The organism is Myxococcus sp. CA040A (assembly GCF_013336725.1).
In the GTDB taxonomy this organism is placed as follows: Bacteria; Myxococcota; Myxococcia; order Myxococcales; family Myxococcaceae; genus Myxococcus; species Myxococcus llanfairpwllgwyngyllgogerychwyrndrobwllllantysiliogogogochensis.
The window spans coordinates 236117-254558 of the sequence record NZ_JABUMR010000010.1 but is presented as its reverse complement, the minus strand read 5'-3'; the positions used below and the strand labels follow the sequence as shown (position 1 = coordinate 254558).

The window sequence follows — 18442 nt, the reverse complement described above, 5'->3', positions numbered from 1 at the left end:
GAAGGCCGTGGGCAGGCGCACCTGAAGCGTGAAGACATGCCCACCCACCGTCATGCGCCCAGAGGCCACCGGATCTAGAATCTGGGACGGACGCGTACCCTGAGTTGAAGGCAGACAGACCACCTGGCTGCACTCTTCGAGCAGACCACTGCCGGCCAGTCGCTCCAGCAGGGAGATTCGCGCGCTCAGCGGGATGTCGGTGGGAAAGGGCATGGCGTGCTCAGGCAGAGACAGCGCTGGAGACGATGGCGGGGCCACCCAGGCGACCCGTGCTGCCCTTGTCGGGAACGGGGAAGTCCTCTCCGAACTGTCCCTGCATCCGCTTGCACGCCTCGACGACATCCACCTCGTCCCGCACCTTGTCCAGACAGTCACGGAGCTGGATGAGCCGGTCCCGGAAGACGGTCATCTGGCCCTCGGACATCTTCACGAAGATGTCCGTCCCAGGACGAACCGGAAGCGGCACCACGAGCCGATACAACGCCGAACCATCCGACTTCACGCCCACCCACGTGAAGCGACTCACCGCCGAGTCGACGAAGTCACGCATCGCCTTGACGTCGTCGACGGTGGTCTTCTCCGTGAGAGCATCCGTACGGACTTGCGGAGTGAACCACAGGCCAGCCGCCACCGTGAGCCCAATGCCCGACGGGGCATTCTGTCCATCCATCTTGAACTTCTTCGTCTTCCACCGCTTCAAGGCACGAATGACACGCAGGAACTGGGACTGCTTCTCGGACTCGCTGAAGCGTGCGGCCACCCAGTTCGTGAGTTCCTTGGGCTCCGACGACTCCCACGTGCGGTCCTCCGCGCCCGCGCCGCGCTTGCCCTTGGCGATGAACAGGCGCTTCGTAGCGCTGTCGGGGTTGTCGTAGGCGTAGACCGCGAGGTCAACGTGAAAGGCCTGCTCGCCATCCTTCTGGTACTTCACGGTGACGCACGAGCGGCGAACCTCCGTGCCCAGCTTCGTATGCGCTTCGAGCGCATCCGCCACCAGGATCTTCAGGTCGACCGGATTCGAGTACTTCGTCGTCGCGCAGTTGAACTTCAGCCCCACGTCGATGTCGTAGTCGCCCTCTTCCGGGTAGATGCCCGTCCCCATTTCGTAGCTGCCCTGATTGAGGTGGTCGAAGGTCGGGACGTCCTTCTTCTCGTCCTCCCGCATCGCCTTGAATTTGCCTCGGAGCTTGTCGAGAATGATGTCGCGCTTCTCGCGGAGTTCCTTGTTCTCCTCGAATCGCTTGAGACGAATCTTGTCGTCGAACTGAATCATTTGGGTCTGGATGACGGCCATGGTGCTTTCGCTCCTGGTTGGGGGAGATGAACAGGGACTCATGAGGGAAAAACAGTGATGGCGGGACGCCCCTCGGCGGCGGCCTGGATGTTCATGCGCCACTTGTAGGAAGGCGCGTCGCGGCCATCGAAGTTGTAGACGAAGCACTCCGGGAGGCCCGTGAAGGCCAGCGCGCGCCCGAGATGGAAGGCGATGCTCACTGGCACTGCGGCGAAGACATGCACGCTCTCGAACTCACCGTTGCCCGCGATGTACGAGTCGATGGCCTCGCGAATGAGCTGCGCATACTCCAGGAGTTGCGCCTCACGGCGCACGATTCCCCTCTGGGTCTTCTCCAGCGAGAAGTGGAGGTCCATCCTCACGTCCGAGGCGGGGAGCACCTTCTCGCATTCCTCCACGCGAACATCGGCGGAGATGGAGAGCCGCACCCGAGCCACGGAGCCTGTCTCACCTGGGGCCGCCTCCATCCGCAATTGAGGCGCGGGACCGTTCACCTCCTGCTGCCAGGTGAACCGTCCCGTGTTCCGGTCATGCTCCAGGACGTGCACAGGACGCGTCTTGGCCAGATAGCCCGCGAGCACCGCGAACGAGACGTACGGAAAGCCAAAGTACACGATGTCGGTGTCACGCTCGTCGAACAGGCGACGGAGCACCCCATCCCGGGCAGCGAGCTTCGCCACCTCCGGCTCCAGGTTCTCCCACCGCCGCTCCGACACCCTCGACGCTTGGTCGATGCTCACCACGGGCCGGACCAGCAGGCCGGCGAAGAGCGTGGGCGCGTCCTGCTGCGTCGGCTCCCCATGCGCGGTGCTATAGGCTTCATGTCGGATGAGGACCAATTCACGTGGTTTTGTACTCGTGGGAACCTGAGGAGGCGGCTCGCTGAAGGGCAGGAGTGCGTGGGCATCTCCCGCCCTTGCGTAGAATTGGAGTGCAATCCAATCACTGGACCTCTCCTTATGCAGGAGCTCCGTCCGCGCGGCGGAGAGCGCCGTACGCATATTCTGGCGCCCGACAAGCAACTGCCGGTAGAGCGTCTTGGTGAAAGTGACTGACCCAGAGCAACTCAACTGCAGTCGGGAAGCCAGTACCGCTGGAACGCCCTGGCCATGAAACATTCGGGCATTGCTCTGCACCAGATAGCCTGGAGTCCCCGAATCTCCACCCTGACATGCACAGAGGGTGACGAGACGCAGAGAGTTGGAATGATTGGCCGAGAAAAGAAGTGCCCGCAGCACAGAGGCGTCCACGAAGTCCGGTTCGCCGTCTTCGGTGCGCATAGGATCGAAAACGAGTCCATGGAAACTCCCCCCTCGCTCATCTCTTCTTGCGCCATGGCACAGCAGATGGAGCGCGGTGATGGGACGCCCTGGCTCCTCCATCTTCTCGACAAGTCGCCTCCGCGTGACATTTTTAAGGACGTCTTGCCCTGGGTCGAAGTAGAGCCCCGCGTCCTGGCACGCGTCCGAAAGGGCATCGAGATGCGCCTCGGACGGTACCCATCCCCCCGCCGCTGAATAAGCAAACAGAAGCCTTCCCATTGGCTGGGACTTTGGCTCCCGGGAGGTATCAGAGCCCACTTCATACTGGATAAGACAGTTCTTCATCCCTCCCAGCCGGCGCCCATCCTTCAGCCACAGCACTTCCCATGGTAAATAGAAAATCTCATCCGCATTCTTGGAACGAATGGTGAGATGCACAGGCTCTCCCATTGCAATCGCATGGATGATCTTCTCTTCGGCAAGAGCCCAGTCCGACGGCATCAGGAGCTTGCGAAGGCGTTGTCCAAAACGCTCGAAGATCACTGACTCCTGCTCGGACTCCATGAGCGCGTCCAACTCTTTTTGTAGCGCGGGCCACGGAATCCGAATCGAGTCGCCCGCTCCATGAGTAGGCTTGACGAAGTACTCCTTCGGCCTCCATGAAAAGTCACTACTGACGCTGGTGAACTCCAACACGATTTCCAGCGGCGTATCCACAGCGCTCATAGACTCGGGCCGTTCTCAGGGGTAGTGATTCACAAGAAAAACGTGGTCGGATCGATTTATTACTTCCGCATCCGCGCCGAGCCGAGGAGCGACGACGGGTCCTCGGCCAATGGCAGCCGCACCGCGGGGTCTCCGAGCAGCACGTAGCTGGAGAGGTCGTGATACTGAAGCCACTGGAAGGCCCAATCGGTAGGGCTCGTCTGGGAGCGACGCTTCGCGTCTTGAGCCACACGTGCATCATGGAAGCGCGAACTCAGCCACAGCCCCACTTCGTTGGCCGCCCTGAGCAACGGAGACAGCGCAGCCCCCGCGCGAAACCGATGGCCCAGCATTTCGACGACATGATGAAAGCGGTCATGCCTGGACTGTCCCTGGTCGCTGAACCCCAAGGTCCAGGCCAGGTCCATATGCCCCACGACCGCCAGCGGCCCCTCTGGATTCGCCAGCGCGGCCTGAGGCAGTGCGGCGACGAATGGGCGCTCACCCGGAGCCGGCAGAAGCGAGGCCGCGTGGTCCGCGCCCGCCGGATACATCGACGCGGGAAGCGCCCGCAGCCACGGAGTGTACGCGCTCTGCGCGGGAGTGCCCGCGCTGAAACAGGCGAGGCCAAACCAGATACCGCCAGGCAGGAACGGCCTCGAAGCGACCTCCGCCTCCGTGAGCCGTTGGCCACGAGCAAGCAGGAGCGCCCCTTGTAACGCTCGCTGCTCGTCCGCGGAGGTCCACTCCCGCCCCTGGGGCCTGCCCAACCCGTGGCTCAGCGACAACAACACGGAGGGCTCCGCACCAGAGGCAAAGCGAAGGAAGCGCTCCACCGCTGTGCCCGACCCCTCGCCGGTCTCCACCAGCGACACGGGTGGATGCGCTCTCTGCCTCCCCTCCTGCTGACGTCTCCTCGAAGCCTGGAAGCACGGCTCCATCAACAAGCCATGCCCTTGCAGGGTCGCCGAGCTGCCATCCCGCGCCGTGTAGTAGAGCAGATGCCCCCGTTTCGCCGGCGAGGGCCGCTCCTCCCAGCGCAGCACTTTCTCCACATAGGCCCGGTAGCCCTCATCAGAAGGGAACGCGAGCCGCCCCACCAGCGAGTCGGTGGACAGCACTTGCTGCAACTCCAGCGACACCAGGTCCAGGTCCCCCAGGATGAGCAGATAGCGGGGGCGGTCCTCCTCCGCGACCTGCTCGGACCCGAACGTCTTGTGCTTCCATTGGTGCGCGGCCTCGCGGTCCATTCCGCGCGAGACACTGTAGGTCCTGACCGGATGGTCGCCCTGCTCCCGCTGGCGCAGCGCTCGAAGCGGCTTGATGAGTTCCAGCAATCGCTGTCCCTCGGGCTCCTCCGGCACCACCAGCCCCCAGCGCTGCGCGGGCAGGTCATCCAGGCGCTCCACGTCGGAGCGCAGATACTTCGATGGGTCGATGCCCGTGGGGGCAGGGACATCGCGAAGCGCCTCCCCGTCGAGCCCAGAGCACAACACGGGTTGATGGGTATCAGCGTGGGACAACAGCAGTTCGATGGGCACGGGCTCGGCCTCCGGAAGTCCTGGAATGACAGCGCACTCAGCGGGTCGTGTTCACTTGGGGCGGAGGGCCGAGGTATCTACCCAGGACCTCCGAAGGCAGCGGAGGCCTCGCGTGCAGTTCCACGAAAGACTGCTCGCTCAACGCGTGCGCGATGAGCGCTCCCAGGTCCTCCACCAACGAACCCTTCGCCGCGAAGACCACCTCATCAGAGGGTCGGGTGACGCCCAGGGCCAGGAACTGCGAGGAGTCGCTCAGCGGCGCGAGATAGGTGTACCGAGAGGACGCATCCCCGCCAGCCCACAGCGGCTCACCCCTCAGTCGCGAGTAGGGGTCCACCCGGGCATCCGCCGCCGCGCCACGAACAGGAGTCCCCGGGGGTGGCTCGTACTCGTGCCCCTCGTAGGGAGGAACCGTGGCGTACTGCGCCACGAACTCTTTCGGCAGGGGCGGCCACACGCACAGCTCCACGCGCGCATCCTCCCGCGCCATCCGCTCGACGAACGCGCCCAGATGCTCTTCGACCTTGCCCTGTGCAATGAAGAGGACTTCCACCAGGTCCGCCGGCCAGAGCGCTCCAAATGCTACGAAGGACGAGGGCGGAGAAACGGGGACGATGAAGACGCGTCGCGACGACGCATCACCTCGGGTCCAGAAGGGGGCTTCGGGCGGGTTCTCGAGGTCATGTACGGGCAGCGGCGGGGGCGTACTCAAGTCGGGCTCCTCTCGGCTGGGCGAGGATTCGCCCAGCACTCACGCGAGAGGACGCGCTTGGTTGGCTTTATTACCTCGCCTCGTGAACCCCCCTGCTCACTCGAACAACAGGACGCTCTTCAACCAGTGCGTATCCTGTTTCTTCGCAAGCCACGCCTGTCGCTCGTCCCGTAGCGCGATGGCGGGAGGTGTCCCCTCGCGCATGCGTTCACGGATGCGATTGAAGAACGCATTGGCCTCTACGTCGTAGATGTCTTCTGTCGCGGCGAGCACCCCTCGGGCACCCTGCGCGAAAAAGGCGGCCGGAAGGCTGAGCGGCTCGTGGACGGAATACGTCGTGTGGGCAGCCTTGCACGCGGCCAGGACCACGAAGGGCGCGCCTCGAAGTGGGGTGTCACGCACCTTCGACATCGTGAGCTCCGCCCCCCCCGCCTCTCGCGCCAGCAGGAGATAGGAACTGCTGACGGAGCTGTTGATGATGCCATGGGTCACCAGGTCGATTTCGGAGGCATCCTGCATCTCAGCGAGGACATTGGCTGGCGTCGCCTTCCTGCCCTGGAGCAGGACACGCTCCTCGTCCGGGCCGAACTCCGCGAGCCAGGGATTGAGCCGCTGGAGCCTGGGGTCCGACAGCTCCACGTCCGACACGACCAGATGGCGCTTCACGCTCGGCTTCGGCGGCACGGGCGCCGCGGAGCGGCGCGTCAGATAGCTCCAGGCGAACTCCAGGGGGAGCACTCCCGCTCGGCCATGGAGCGGAGGTCTCGCGAGCACGTCCACCTGGGCACACGCACGCAGGGGGGCCAACAAGGACTCCTTCGTGACCAGCCCATCGAGCTGGGGCCGCAGACGCTCGCGCCGCGAGTCCTCATAGTCCCCCACCAGCTCACCCTCGGCTCCTCGCACCAGCAGCAGCGTCCGCTCCGAGTCCACGGAGGCGACCAGCAGACACCGCGAGGGCAGCTCCGAGCCCCGCTCCTGCGCGACCCACTCCAGGACCTCTTCAAAGGCACGTCGCTTCCCAGCCTCGAACAGCAAGGAGGTGAAGCTGTAGGTGCGCACCCGTCGCGCCGCTGGGCTGTCCGCAGAGGACTTCAACTGCAGGATGAGCCCCTCCAGCAGTGCCCGCCCCTGCGCGGCGTCGCGCTCGATGATGAAGCGACCGAGCGCATGGGTCGCCAACAGACGCTCATCGGGAGTCGTCGCGGACAGCCGCACATTCGTCAGCCGCGCCCCATCCTCGCTCTCGCCGCGCAGGCGCGCCAGGTCCGACAAGGTGAATGCACCACTGACCGTGAGGGGAAGACCGGTGGCCAGCGCGGTGTCGATATTCCGGCGGGCGTCGTCGACTCGCAGCTCGTTCCACGCGATGTCCGCCAGATGCTGGTACACGCTTCGGCGGATGTCAGGGGCATCCGGGCTCCTGGCGAGAAACTCCTGATAGAAGGCACTCGCCAGATGCGTCGCATCGTTCGCGAACTTCGAGGTCTGCGCGAGCTGCCACAGCAGGTCGCGCTCCAGATACCACTCGCTGCCCGCACGAGCGGCCTCCATGCCACGCTCGGCGTGCTTTCGTGCCTCACTGAGTTGGTGACGTTGGAGGTAGAGGCCCGACAAGTCGATGTCGAGCTGGATGCAGCGGTACTCCAGTCCCCGCGTCTGGCATTCCCGCCGGTAGGCGTCGAGTAAGGTCTGGATGGCTTCGACGTCATCCTGCTTCGACGCCTTCTTCTGCGCCCACAGCAACCCGAACCAGGGGTCGTCTGTCCCGGCGCGCTCAAGAAGCGTGAGGTCCTCCTGAACTCTGTTCAGAACGACCAGCGTCCCCAGCAGGAGGTCGGACTCACGGGATGCACGGAGCCTTTTCAGGAACTCATTCTGCCAGGGCTCCGTCAACAAGACCTGCTGCGAGTCCGTCAGCGGTAGCTGCGAATCCCGCCTCCTGTAGGCACCGACCAACTCCGCGTAGTCACGAGCCAGCGGAGCGCGCTTTGTGAAGTCCGCGGCCGAGACCCGACGCACGGAGTCCTGGAGCACCTGCCGCCCTCCGGCCTCGGAATCCAGCTTCGCGGCCAGACCCAGCAACGCCAGGGCCCGCCCCCGGTCCGGCGCGGCACGCACGGCATCGTAGAAGTAGAGCCGCGCGCTGGGGGCCTTCTCGAAGCGCTCTGGCAGGCGAATGGGAGGTCCCTCCAGCAGGGCCCTTCCCGCCTCATCCATCGTGCGCCAGCGCTCGTAGGAGTTCGCAATGGAGGCTTCCAACTCCGCTGCATGGCGCACCGCCTCTTCAGCCCATCCGGGCTCTTCCAGGGCAGCGACCTCCTTGAAGGTACGCGCCGCCATCCGAGCGAGGTGGATTTCACGCAACGCCAGCGCCTTGTTCCACAGCGCCTGTGGCAACCCGGGCCTCATCGTCAGGGCGGAATCAGCCGCCGCGAGGGCCTGGTCGTACTCCTTGATGACGAACAGCGCCGCGGACCGCGTGGCCTCCCGTTCCGGGGAAGGTGCCAGTTGACTCAGGCTCTGGAGCGCCTCGGCCGCCAGTCCCTGCTGGTTCTGCGACAACAGCGCGGCAACCAACTCCTGGATTTCCTTGCGGGCCCTCAGCTTACTGAGCTGGCCATGGGGGACTTCTTCTCGAACGTCGCTCCCCCCGCCCGACATCGCCGTGTTCACGCGAGCACGGGGGCGGTAGCGGTCGGCGTCGGCCAGCGGCAGCCTTGCCTCCAACCTGCGCTCGGGGCCCTGGGCGAACAGGGGCTGTGCATCAACCGTCGCCCCTGACGGAAGCAGGCGCACCACCGCCACCGCGACCAGCAACCCCGCCGCGAAGGACGCCGTCACGAGAAGTCCGGACCGCCGCCAGACCGGGGGAGCGGCGGAGACGGACGATGGGTCGACAGGGGACGGGAGCTGCTTGAGGACCTCCTTGCCCAGGTACTTGAGCTCCATCAGCACGGAGAGTTCGTGCTGGCACCGTGCACAATCCGGGAGGTGCTGGCGGAAGGACTCGGCTTCGTCGGAAGGAAGCTCTCCGTCGACAAACAGCTCGACATTGTCACACGCGCTGGACATCAGTTTCTCCCAGCCAAGAACTTCGCGCGCAGCTTCGCGCGGATGTCGTGCAGCCGCTTGCCGACAGCACTGACCGAGATGCCGAAGCGGCTGGCGATTTCCTGGTACGCCTTCCCTTCCGCGAGGAGCTTGTAGGTCTCCTGCATCTTCGGACTGAAGGAATGGAGGGCATCTGCGACCTGCTCGGAAGTGATGGTCTCGGACATCTGAAGGTTCGCCTCGGGCTCTGTCCCAACCTCAAGCGACTCGCGCAAGCGGGGGTCCATGGCATTGCGCTCCCGCACCTTGCGGCGGCGGCACTGGTCTTTGAATGCGTTGGCGAGCGTTCGGGTGAGCAGCAGCCCACTGACCTCGACGTCGGGCAGCACGGTCTCGTCCCGGTACCGCTGCATGAAGCGAACGAAGGTCTCTTGAACGAGGTCCTCTGCGTCGCTCACATTGCCGCACAGCTTCCTGGCCTGAACCAGGAGCCATTCTTGATGATGTGCGGCCAGCTCACCTGCTGTCGGCCCACTCCTCGCGGTGGTCATCGCTTGTGGGCGTCCCCTGTGCCGCTGCGCATTCCGCTCCAGCATAGGAACAGGCGCTGCGGGGACGCGAGCCTCCAGAATGGGGGCCCTGCCTTCGGAAGACGGCTCTTCCAGCGCGACGGACGCGCAGGTCGGCGATGCATCGGAGGGGTGCATGGAACCTTCTGTCTGCACCCCAGACGGGCTCCCTCGGATTTATTACCTCGACGCCTAAACGCGGCCCTGCCACGCCATCATCAACCGTCGAGGGGTCCATCCAACCCCACTCATCCCGACATAATTGTTGAAACTCTTTCTCCTCACTGCTTCTTAAACCCCGAGCCCTCCAGCGTGCGTCTGGGGCCGGACGCGTCGCGCGGAGGCGCGGGTGGGAGTCTCTTCGCGGAGGGCAACAACGCCAGCAGCCCTCTCTGCCAACGTGAGTGAGACAGTCGGTACACGGTAGTTGTTGCCGAGCACGGTGGTTGAGGGAGAACGCCCCATTCTCGGACCGACTGGATGAGGGGGAGAGGCCGAAGCAGGACGCGTCGCCCATCAGCGAGCCGGTTTCTTGCGTGTCGCCGTTGATGCTGTCGGCTTGGGGCCAGGAGAGGACAGGGCGCGGCGTGGAGCTGCTGCCGGGAGCTGGCGAAAGAGCCGGCGCGAGTAGGCGGTGGGAGGGAGGCTGCCACCCCCTACCCACCAATGCCCCGTGGAAGTCCATGAGGAGAGGACCGCAGGACATCCGAGGAGTCATCCGAAGTGAGGTGGCCGTCAAGTCCTGGGCCGCTGAGGTGCCGCCCGTGGAGGAGGTACGGCCCGCGAGGTGCCCGGCTTGCGGTGCGGCAAGTGGGCGGCCCTGGTGCTGCACGGGCACGGGGTGCGCGAGCGGCAGGTGCTCGGGCCGGTGGAGTGGGGCGAGGTGCCGCTGGCGCCGACGGTGGGGGTGCGCCGCTTCCAGTGCACCTCGTGCCGGGCCACCCACCTTGCACCTTAGTCCCCCGGGAGGTGCTGACGCGGCGGCTGTACTCGGCGCCCGCCGTGGCCCTGGCCCTGGCGCTCTTCGGATTGCTATTGCGTCCGGTGGCCCAGGTACGCGCGCAGGTGAGTCCCTGGCACGGTGGGCTGCTGGTGCGCGCTTTTCGCGTGGGTGCGGGCGGTGTGAGCCGGAGGCGTGTTCGCCGCGCTGCCGCCATGCCCCGAAGGACTGGCCGGCCCGTCGCGTCGCCGCGCTGGCGGCGGCAGCGCTCGTGGCTCGGGCCCCTGAGGTAGCGGGCCCCATTCCTCCGCCGCTGCATGGAGAAACTCGGCGCGACGGCTCTGCTGCTGGCGCCTACACAGGAGAAGGCTGCGGTCCTGCGTGGAGAAGTGGAAGCTGATGCTTCTCCACCAGCCTGGCGCCGACTGGAAGGTGGTGCAGGTGCTGGACGCGTCGGGCAATCGCGACGGCGTGCTCGCGGACGGCCGCCCCATCCACGAGGCCCTCACCTCCCTGGAGAACCACGGCGAACGTATGCACTACGCCGACGCCCGTGCCGTCGGTCTGCCTATCGGCAGCGGCAACGTGGAGGCTACCTGAAAGTCGCTCGTTGCTCTGCGCATGAAGCGTCCCGGCAGCCGATGGAAAGAGCAGTCCGGTCTGGAGGTGCTCGACCTCTGTTCCCTGGTGCTCTCCGCGCGCTGGGATGCAGCCATGGACCTCACACTCGCCCCACTGCGTGCGCACGTCCACCAGGCTGCGTGCTCAGAATGAGAGCCAGACCCGACCTGGGTGATATGTCTGTCGTCCCATGCGAATCCGTCACGTCCAATGGCTTGTGCTGTTCGCGGTGTCGTGGCTCGGCTGCTCCACGGCTGAAAAGCCCCCCGTGCAGCAGGCGTGGGGAGAGGCAGAGCTGGAGTGTCACACGCCAGAGGAGGACCAGTGCGTAACGCTCCTATGCCTGGGGGACACCTGCGGCTTCTATCGCTGCGAGGACTCGCTGGTAGACGTGGAACTGGCGCGCTTCCCGCCGTCGCGACCACCCGCAGCCGCGGCGGCACCGGGAAGTGGACCTCGGAGGAACTGGGGAGGAGCGCAGAAACTGCCCCCAGGTTCCGTCATGACGTTCCCCAACTGGAACGGTGCTCCGGATCGCATCATCCCGCCTTCGCGCCAGCTCACGTCAGGGCGGTGGGAGAAGCACCACATCTTCCCTCAGTCGCAAGATCTGGCCGAGTGGTTCGACCAGCAGGGAGTGAAGATCCACCACTACACGATGCCCATTCCGCTCTCCGTCCACCGGCGTATCCATGATGGTACGGGACGTGGAGGTGCCTGGAACGATGCGTGGCGGGCTTTCAAGAGGAGCAGTCCCAATGCCTTACCCGAGGAGATTTTCAAGCACGCCGGCGAGCTTATCCACCGCTTCGAGCTGATTGGTGGTCCTATCCAGCCGTACTACTCCCGCCCAGGAGCGTAGGCGCGCATGAGCCGTTTCTTCTTGTTGGACGAGGACAAGGCCGCAATGGCGAAGCATGGCAACGAGCTGGATGGGAGCCACAAGTGGCGCCTGCCTGGCGTGCGATGCCACTCCTGTGGCGCGACCTGGGGCACCGTGGGGCACGACTACCCGTCCGTCGACCTCTCCGGGCTCCCCGAGCACGACGAATTCAAAAGGCCGAGGCCCGAGCCGTTCGCTGAGTTCGCGCGCCTGCGCGAACTGGTGCGTCCCTTGGTTCCGCCAGACGTGTCGCTGCCTCCTGGAACGACCTTCGGACCTCTGGTGGGGCGTGCCTCAGGGAGCTTCGGAGCCATCGATTGGTTGGGGAGAATTTGCCTGCTGATGCGCCGTGAAGCACTGGAGCGCCTTCATGCGGAAGGACTGCGAGGCTTGCTCGGTTGCCGCACGGAGCTGCGGTTTCGCCAGAAGGCCCCGCCCGAGCTGCTGGAACTCCAGGTGGCTCCTCGAGGACGGCTTCATCCCGACTGCATGCCGCCAGGACATCCACCGCCGTGCCCGACCTGTGACCGGTTCAGTCTCCGATGGCCCGACGAGCCCATCCTGGACGCGGCCACCCTGCCCACGGACCTGGACCTGTTCCGACTGGGCAACTTCGCCACCATGGTCATCGGCACGGAGCGCTTCAAAGACGCCGTGCTCCGCCTGGAACTCGACGGCCTCACGTTCCGCGAGCTGCCAACCCGCTGAGCCCGAGTCCACCCACTTCCGCTGCATGCCGCGCGCTCATGCTCAGGCCTCGTTGAAGGAGGGCCACCACGAGACCTCGGTGCCATCGCATCAAGGAAGGTCAATCCAGAGCGCCGAACTCGCGGTGTCCGCTGTCACAGTGACGGCGCCCTCGCCGAGCACTGCGCCTTCGCCGAGCGCCAGGTCCACACCCGAGCCTCCTTGGAGCGCCTCCACCCGGAGCGGTCCCGTCGTCGCGAGCAGGTATCCGTTACGGGCGCGGTCGAGCGTCAGCCGCTCGGGCCTGCCCGCGACGAGCGGGAGCCACCAGACCCGCACGTCGGCGCGCAGAGGCATCCCTTCGTCGCCCGCGATGAGCTGACGCCCGTCATCCGAGAGCTGGCGCGAGTAGTAGGCAGGGGGGCCGCCGTAGGTGTGTGGCCGGAACCACAACTGGAGCATCCGCGTCGGCCGGTCCGTGTCGTTTCCTTCGGCGTGCATCATCCCGCTCCGCGCGGAGATCAACTGCGCGGTTCTCGGTCCCATCGTCGCGCCGTGCGCCTGGTCTCCGTGATGCGAGAGCGTCCCGTCCACGACGATGCTGAGGATCTCCATCTCCTCGTGAGGGTGAAGCGGGAACCGCGATTTCGGCGCGAATGTCGCATCCGCGAGGACGAGCAGCGGCCCCAGCGGTCGACCCTGGCCGGAGTGGGGTCCCACCGTCGCGACGAAGTGGTCCCGGAGCGAGAGCCACGAAAGCGTGGTGCGAGGCAGCGATGCGAGCGTGCGGTGTTCGAGGCGCGGCATGGGCAGGTTCCTATCGGTGTGACAACCGGAGAGGGCCACGGCACTTCCGGCGACGAACGTGCGACGTGAGAGCTTCACGACGGCGGCCTCGTCAGCGTCGGCGAGAAGCGAGGCGTCGGCGTTGAGCGGGAGGAGCGCATCGACGTCCTCGCCTTGAAAGGGGCGGTCCCGGTGTCTGCCCATGTTCGTCTCCTCCCGCGCTGGGATGCGCGGTGAAGGAGTTAGCCCGGCCCGGCTCGTTTGACACCTCCGGATGGACGCACAGAAGATGTGCGAGAATGCACATCTCCTGGGACGAGCTTCAGACCATCGAGGCGCTGGTTCGCACTGGCAGCGTCGAGGCCGCCGGACGCGAGTTGTCGCTCCGACATTCTTCGGTGTCGAGGCGGGTCGCGGCGCTGGAGGCACGCCTCGGCACGGCTCTGTTCGCGAGGGGCGCGCGCCTGGTGCCGAGCGCGCTGACGCTGCGAATCGCGGAGCGGGCCGCGACGATGCGCGTGGCCGCGAGGGACATCGAGGACTTCGTAGGGGCGGAGAGACGGGGCCGGGAACGAACCGTGGTCATCACGACGAGCGACGTGCTGGCCCCGCTCTTGTTCCTCGCGCTCGCGAAGGCCAGGCCCGCGCAGGCTGTAGAGGTGCTCGTGAGTGACGACGAACTGGAGCTGCTGCCAGGTCAGGTGGACCTCGCGCTGCGTCCCGGTCAAAACCCGAGCGGGGCGCTGCGCGGTCGACGGCTTGGACGGTTGAAGGTCGGAGTCTATCGCGCTCGAGGCGGAGCGCTGGATTGGCTGCAGCCGAGCGTTGACCTGCGCGCCAGGGCCTCGATGAGCTGGTGGCGCGAGGTCCCCAAGGACGTACCGGGTGCCGTGACGTGCAGCTCACTGCTGGCCATGCGCGATGCGTGCTCCGCTGGCCTGGGACGGGCCGCGCTCCCGGCCTTCCTCACGCACGGAGACGCCCGGCTCCAGTTCGAGAGGGAGCTCGACGCGGGGCCACCCCTCTGGCTCCTCGCGCCGATGGCCCGTGGCATCCCGAAGGAGCTTCGCGAGGTGCAGCGGGACCTCTTCGCCGCGCTGCGCGCGACGGAGGGCGCCTTCGTCGAGTGAGTTCTTCTCACGAACCCGAGCGCGCCCGGGCAGGCATCCCGAACCGGCTCGGAGGTTGTCCCGTCCACCGCCGGAACGCGCGGGTGAACGTACTCACATCCGAGAAGCCCAACAGATACGCAATCTCACTCACCGAACGCCCCGGCTCGGAGAGATACGACAGGGCCAGCGTCCGGCGAGTCTCCGCGAGCAGCTCGCGAAACCCCGAGCCCGAGTCCACCAGTCGCCGCTGAAGACTGCGCGCGCTCATATGCAGCCGCTCTGCCACCTTCTCTTGCGACGGCTCTCCCTGGGGCAACAACTCCAGCAGCACCGCGCGCACCCGAGCCACCACGTCCTGCCCCGCCTGCCGGGCCAGGTGCCGGGTGATGAGCTCATCATTGATGCGCGCCAGCTCCGGGTTCGCTCCCGGCAGCGTCACCTCGAATGGCGGCCGCTCGTACACCAGCACGTCCGCGTTCGCTCCAAACGTCACCTTGCAGCGGAACAGCTTCGCGTAGGGCGTCAGGTCCGAGGGCTCCGGACGGCGCAGCAGCACCTCGCGCGGTGACAGCTCCTTGCCGTACACCACCCGGCAGAAGCGCACGAGCAGGTACGCCACCGCGTCGGTCTCCTCCTCGCACAGATGCGGCCCCTCGCCCCCGTCGTAGAGGATCACCTGATAGCAGTCCCCGTCCCGGGTGAAGGCTGGCCGGAGCGCGTCGGAGACCAGCGCCACCGCGTGCACCAGTCGCTCGAAGGCCTCGCGCAGCGTGCTGGAGGCATTGAGCCGGTAGCCCACCGCATGGAACGTGGTGGGACTCACCTGCCGCGCCATCGCCAGTCCAATGGCCGGCTCTCCCGAGCGCTCCACCGCCAGCCGCCACAGCCGAGTCATCCCTTCCTGCGGATAGCGCGCGTTGGCGTCTCCCAGCAGCCCCGGGTTCAGTCCCGCCTGCACGAACAGCGCATGCGAGTCCACGCCACGCAGCTCCAGCGTGCGGTGGAGCGCCAGCGCCCAGCTCGTCAACATGGTCGCCGGAGAGCTCATGTTGTCGCCTTTGGTCAAAGGAATTGGCGGAACGGAGCAAGCACCCAAGGCGCCTCCCCCAGTACCTTGTCTTCCTGGGAATCCTGCCATGTCGGAGGTGAGGATGCTTGCCCTCGCATCGTGTGCCCTCCTCGTGACGCGTCGCATTATGTCTGTCTGTAGACCGCCTCAAGCGTAGCGGTTCAAAGGCTCCACGCTTTTCCACCCCGCTCACATTCTGGCTTCACCCGCCGTCGGCAGATGCCCCGCCGCGCCTTGGTCGGCGTGTGCGTCGTCCCCCTCGTCATACCCAGAGGTCTGGCCTCCCCATGACTCCCCCGAGACTCAGAAGCATCCAGAAGTCCTTGCTGGCGGCGCTGTCGCTGCTCGCCGTCATGTCGCCGGCCTTCATCCCGGCGCACGCGGCGGCTCCGTCCTTCATCGCCTTCGAGAGTGGCCATGTGCGTCCGCTCGCGCTGTCACCGGATGGCACGCGGCTGTTCGCGGTGAACACGCCGGACAACAGCCTGTCCATCTTCACGGTGGGGGCCTCCGGGCTCGCGCTGCAGGCGAAGGTTCCCGTGGGACTGGAGCCCGTGGCGGTGGCGCCGCGAGGCAACAGCGAGGTCTGGGTGGTCAACCACCTGTCGGACAGTGTCAGCGTCGTGTCTCTCTCGGGAACACCGCGCGTGGTGCGCACGCTGCTGGTGGGTGACGAGCCGCGGGATATCGTCTTCGCGGGCACGGGGGGCCGGGCGTTCATCACCACGGCGCACCGTGGACAGCACCGCACGCACGCCTCGATTGCGGGTGTGCCGGGTGCGGGAGATCCACAGCTCACCACGCCGGGCGTGGGGCGCGCGGACGTCTGGGTCTTCGACCCGGCGAACCTGGGCGCGACGTTGGGTGGCACGCCGGTGCGCATCCTCAACCTGTTTGGTGACACGCCTCGCGCGCTGACGGTGAGCCCGGATGGGCAGACGGTGTACGCGGCCGTGTTCAAGTCTGGCAACCAGACGACCTCCATCATGGAGGAGGCGGTGTGTGAGGGCTTCAATCCCTATCTGCCCTGTCTGGTGAATGGCTCCATCTACCCTGGCGGCAGCCCGGGCCCGGCCACCAACCACCAGGGCGTGCCCGCGCCCGAGGTGGCGCTCATCGTGAAGTACAACAACCAGTCCAGCCAGTGGCAGGACGAGCTGGGGCGCAACTGGAACAACGCGGTGCGCTTCCGGTTGCCGGACCAGGACGTCTTCGCGCTCGACGCGAACACGCTGGGCCAGAAGGCGGCCTATCCGCACGTGGGTACCACGCTGTTCAACATGGTGACCAACCCGGTGACGGGCACGGTGTACGTGTCCAACACGGAGGCCTTCAACCACGTCCGTTTCGAGGGCCCCGGCAACTACGGCGGCACCACGGTGCAGGGCCACCTGGCGGAGACGCGCATCACCGCCATCCTCGGGGGCAGCGTGTTGCCCCGGCGCCTGAACAAGCACCTGGACTATTCGAAGCTGGCGAACGAGCCCGGGTTCGACCCGGCGGCGAAGGCGCACAGCCTCTCCATGCCGTTGGACATGGTGGTGAGCCGCGACGGCCGGAAGCTCTACGTGGCCGCGTACAGCTCCAGCAAGGTGGGCGTGTTCGACACGCAGGCCCTGGAGGCGGACAGCTTCAACCCGACGTTGAACAGCGCGGCGTACATCCCGGTCAGCGGTGGTGGGCCCAGCGGCCTGATTCTGGATGAGGAGCGCAACCGGCTCTATGTGATGACCCGCTTCGACAACGCGGTGAAGGTCGTCGACCTGGCCACGCGCGCGGAGCTGGGCAAGCAGGTGCTGGCCAACCCGGAGCCCGCGGCGGTGGTGCAGGGGCGGCCGGTGCTCTACGACGCCACGACGCTCTCCGCCAACGGCGAGGCCTCGTGCGCGAGCTGCCACATCTTCGGCGACATGGACGACCTCGCCTGGGATTTGGGCAACCCGGATGAGGACGTGGTGGAGAACACGATTCCGGGGCGCCTGCTGGGGGCGGCGGAGCTCTTGAAGCCGCACATCAACGGCTCGGGCAACGTGGAGGACTTCCACCCGATGAAGGGCCCCATGACGACGCAGACCCTGCGCGGCATGGTCAACTCCGGAGCCATGCACTGGCGAGGGGACCGCTCCAACGGCTTCTTCGGCGTGGGGCAGCTGGACCCGAACCTCTCGTTCATGAACTTCATCGTCGCGTTCGAGGGGCTGCTGGGCCGGGCGAGCATGCCCACGGTGGCGGAGATGCAGCGCTTCACCGACTTCCAACTGCAAGTGCAGTTGCCGCCGAACCCGGTGCGCAACCTGGACAACTCATTGACGGCGGCGCAGCAGCGGGGCCTGAACTTCTATTCGGGCTCGCGTCGCGCGGACGGCATTCCGTTTGGAGAGGGGTTGGGCTTCACGTGTGAGGGATGTCACCGCATCGACGCGTCCCAGGGGTTCTTTGGGACGGATGGTCGGGTGAGCTTCGAGAACATCCCGCAGATTGTGAAGATTCCGCACCTGCGGAACATGTATCAGAAGGTCGGCATGTTCGGGAATCCGACGACGCCCTTCTTCCTGGCGCGGGACAGTGGTTGGACGGGGGACCAGGTGCGAGGCTTTGGCTTCGTGCATGACGGCGCGGTGGACACCGCGGCGCGGTTCCTGTCGGCCATCGTGTTCATCCCGAGCATCGGCGTGGGCTTCCCGTTGAACAACCCGGATGCGACGCGGCGGGATGTGGAGCAGCTGTTGTTCGCGTTCGACACGGACCTGGCTCCGATTGTCGGTCAGCAGGTGACGTTGACGAGCACGAACTCCGCGAGCGTGGGTCCGCGCATCGACCTGCTGTTGCAGCGCGCGCGCACGCCGTTCACCTCGAAGGTCCTGGGGGGAGCGGTGACGGAGTGCGACCTGGTGGCCAAGGTGGCGCTGGGAGGGCGCGTGAAGGGCTTCCTCTTCAGTCCGGCCGCGAATGCCTTCACGCCGGATGACGGGACGGCGGCGAACGTGACGGACGCGACTCTGCGCAACTACGCGAAGACGGCGGGCCAGGAGGTGACCTACACCTGCGTGCCGCCGGGCTCGGGTCCGCGCATCGGCCTCAATCGCTAGCAGTCCGAGGGGCACCCCCCCGCGAGGAGGCTGTCGGGCTCCTCGCGGGGCCTCAAGGGGCGACGCACTGTGCGGGAGGCCGCGCACAGGACGTGGAGGGGACGGAAGGCTGACGGTG

The 18442-nt window shown here is 66.2% G+C and carries 13 protein-coding genes and 1 pseudogene; 6 read left to right on the top strand and 8 right to left on the bottom strand.

What is annotated here, in order from left to right; genetic code table 11:
* Nucleotides 1–220 precede the first annotated feature (220 nt).
* The 6 genes from HUA75_RS38125 to HUA75_RS38100 all read right to left on the bottom strand — a co-directional run bounded on the left by HUA75_RS38125 (nt 221) and on the right by HUA75_RS38100 (nt 9275).
* Nucleotides 221–1294 (bottom strand): nucleotidyltransferase, encoded by a 1074-nt coding sequence (locus HUA75_RS38125; RefSeq protein WP_174489233.1) that lies wholly within the window; start codon nt 1292–1294, stop codon nt 221–223.
* A 38-nt stretch (nt 1295–1332) separates the two neighbouring features.
* Nucleotides 1333–3282, bottom strand: coding sequence for an SAVED domain-containing protein (locus HUA75_RS38120; protein ID WP_174489232.1), 1950 nt, complete (start codon nt 3280–3282; stop codon nt 1333–1335).
* A gap of 59 nt (nt 3283–3341) precedes the next feature.
* A complete protein-coding gene (locus HUA75_RS38115) occupies nt 3342–4802 on the bottom strand; it encodes a hypothetical protein (RefSeq protein WP_174489231.1) in 1461 nt (486 codons plus the stop codon).
* Between the two features lie 37 nt (nt 4803–4839).
* Complete coding sequence (locus tag HUA75_RS38110; protein WP_174489230.1) at nt 4840–5514, bottom strand: hypothetical protein; 675 nt, start codon at nt 5512–5514, stop codon at nt 4840–4842.
* Between the two features lie 96 nt (nt 5515–5610).
* A complete protein-coding gene (locus HUA75_RS38105) occupies nt 5611–8589 on the bottom strand; it encodes a CHAT domain-containing protein (protein ID WP_174489229.1) in 2979 nt (992 codons plus the stop codon).
* On the bottom strand, nt 8589–9275 hold the full coding sequence (locus HUA75_RS38100) for an RNA polymerase sigma factor (protein ID WP_174489228.1): 687 nt from the start codon (nt 9273–9275) through the stop codon (nt 8589–8591). Before HUA75_RS38100 ends, HUA75_RS38105 begins: the two co-directional genes overlap by 1 nt.
* A 649-nt stretch (nt 9276–9924) precedes the next feature.
* Between HUA75_RS38100 and HUA75_RS38095 the strand changes: the two genes are divergently transcribed.
* The 4 genes and pseudogenes from HUA75_RS38095 (at nt 9925) to HUA75_RS38080 (ending at nt 12289) form a co-directional block, all read left to right on the top strand.
* Complete coding sequence (locus HUA75_RS38095) at nt 9925–10095, top strand: hypothetical protein (RefSeq protein ID WP_174489227.1); 171 nt, start codon at nt 9925–9927, stop codon at nt 10093–10095.
* 299 nt (nt 10096–10394) lie between these two features.
* Nucleotides 10395–10851, top strand: a pseudogene (locus HUA75_RS38090) (ISKra4 family transposase); the annotation flags it as partial.
* A gap of 37 nt (nt 10852–10888) precedes the next feature.
* Entirely contained in the window at nt 10889–11560 is a 672-nt protein-coding gene (locus HUA75_RS38085; RefSeq protein WP_174489226.1) for a TIGR02269 family lipoprotein, read from the top strand.
* A gap of 6 nt (nt 11561–11566) precedes the next feature.
* Nucleotides 11567–12289, top strand: coding sequence for a double-CXXCG motif protein (locus tag HUA75_RS38080; protein ID WP_174489225.1), 723 nt, complete (start codon nt 11567–11569; stop codon nt 12287–12289).
* 90 nt (nt 12290–12379) lie between these two features.
* Here the strand turns inward: HUA75_RS38080 and HUA75_RS38075 are convergent, their stop codons facing one another.
* Complete coding sequence (locus HUA75_RS38075) at nt 12380–13258, bottom strand: pirin family protein (RefSeq protein WP_254627986.1); 879 nt, start codon at nt 13256–13258, stop codon at nt 12380–12382.
* Nucleotides 13259–13353: 95 nt separating this feature from the next.
* On the opposite strand from HUA75_RS38075, the gene HUA75_RS38070 reads away from it, so the two are divergent.
* Entirely contained in the window at nt 13354–14184 is an 831-nt protein-coding gene (locus tag HUA75_RS38070) for a LysR family transcriptional regulator (protein WP_174489224.1), read from the top strand.
* 7 nt (nt 14185–14191) lie between these two features.
* Here the strand turns inward: HUA75_RS38070 and HUA75_RS38065 are convergent, their stop codons facing one another.
* Nucleotides 14192–15214: an AraC family transcriptional regulator gene (locus tag HUA75_RS38065; protein ID WP_174458202.1), complete on the bottom strand. Its 1023-nt coding sequence runs from the start codon at nt 15212–15214 to the stop codon at nt 14192–14194.
* Between the two features lie 308 nt (nt 15215–15522).
* Between HUA75_RS38065 and HUA75_RS38060 the strand changes: the two genes are divergently transcribed.
* The gene (locus HUA75_RS38060) at nt 15523–18324 is read left to right on the top strand and encodes a hypothetical protein (protein ID WP_174489223.1); all 2802 of its coding nucleotides are present in this window, start codon (nt 15523–15525) and stop codon (nt 18322–18324) included.
* The last annotated feature ends 118 nt before the right edge of the window (nt 18325–18442 follow it).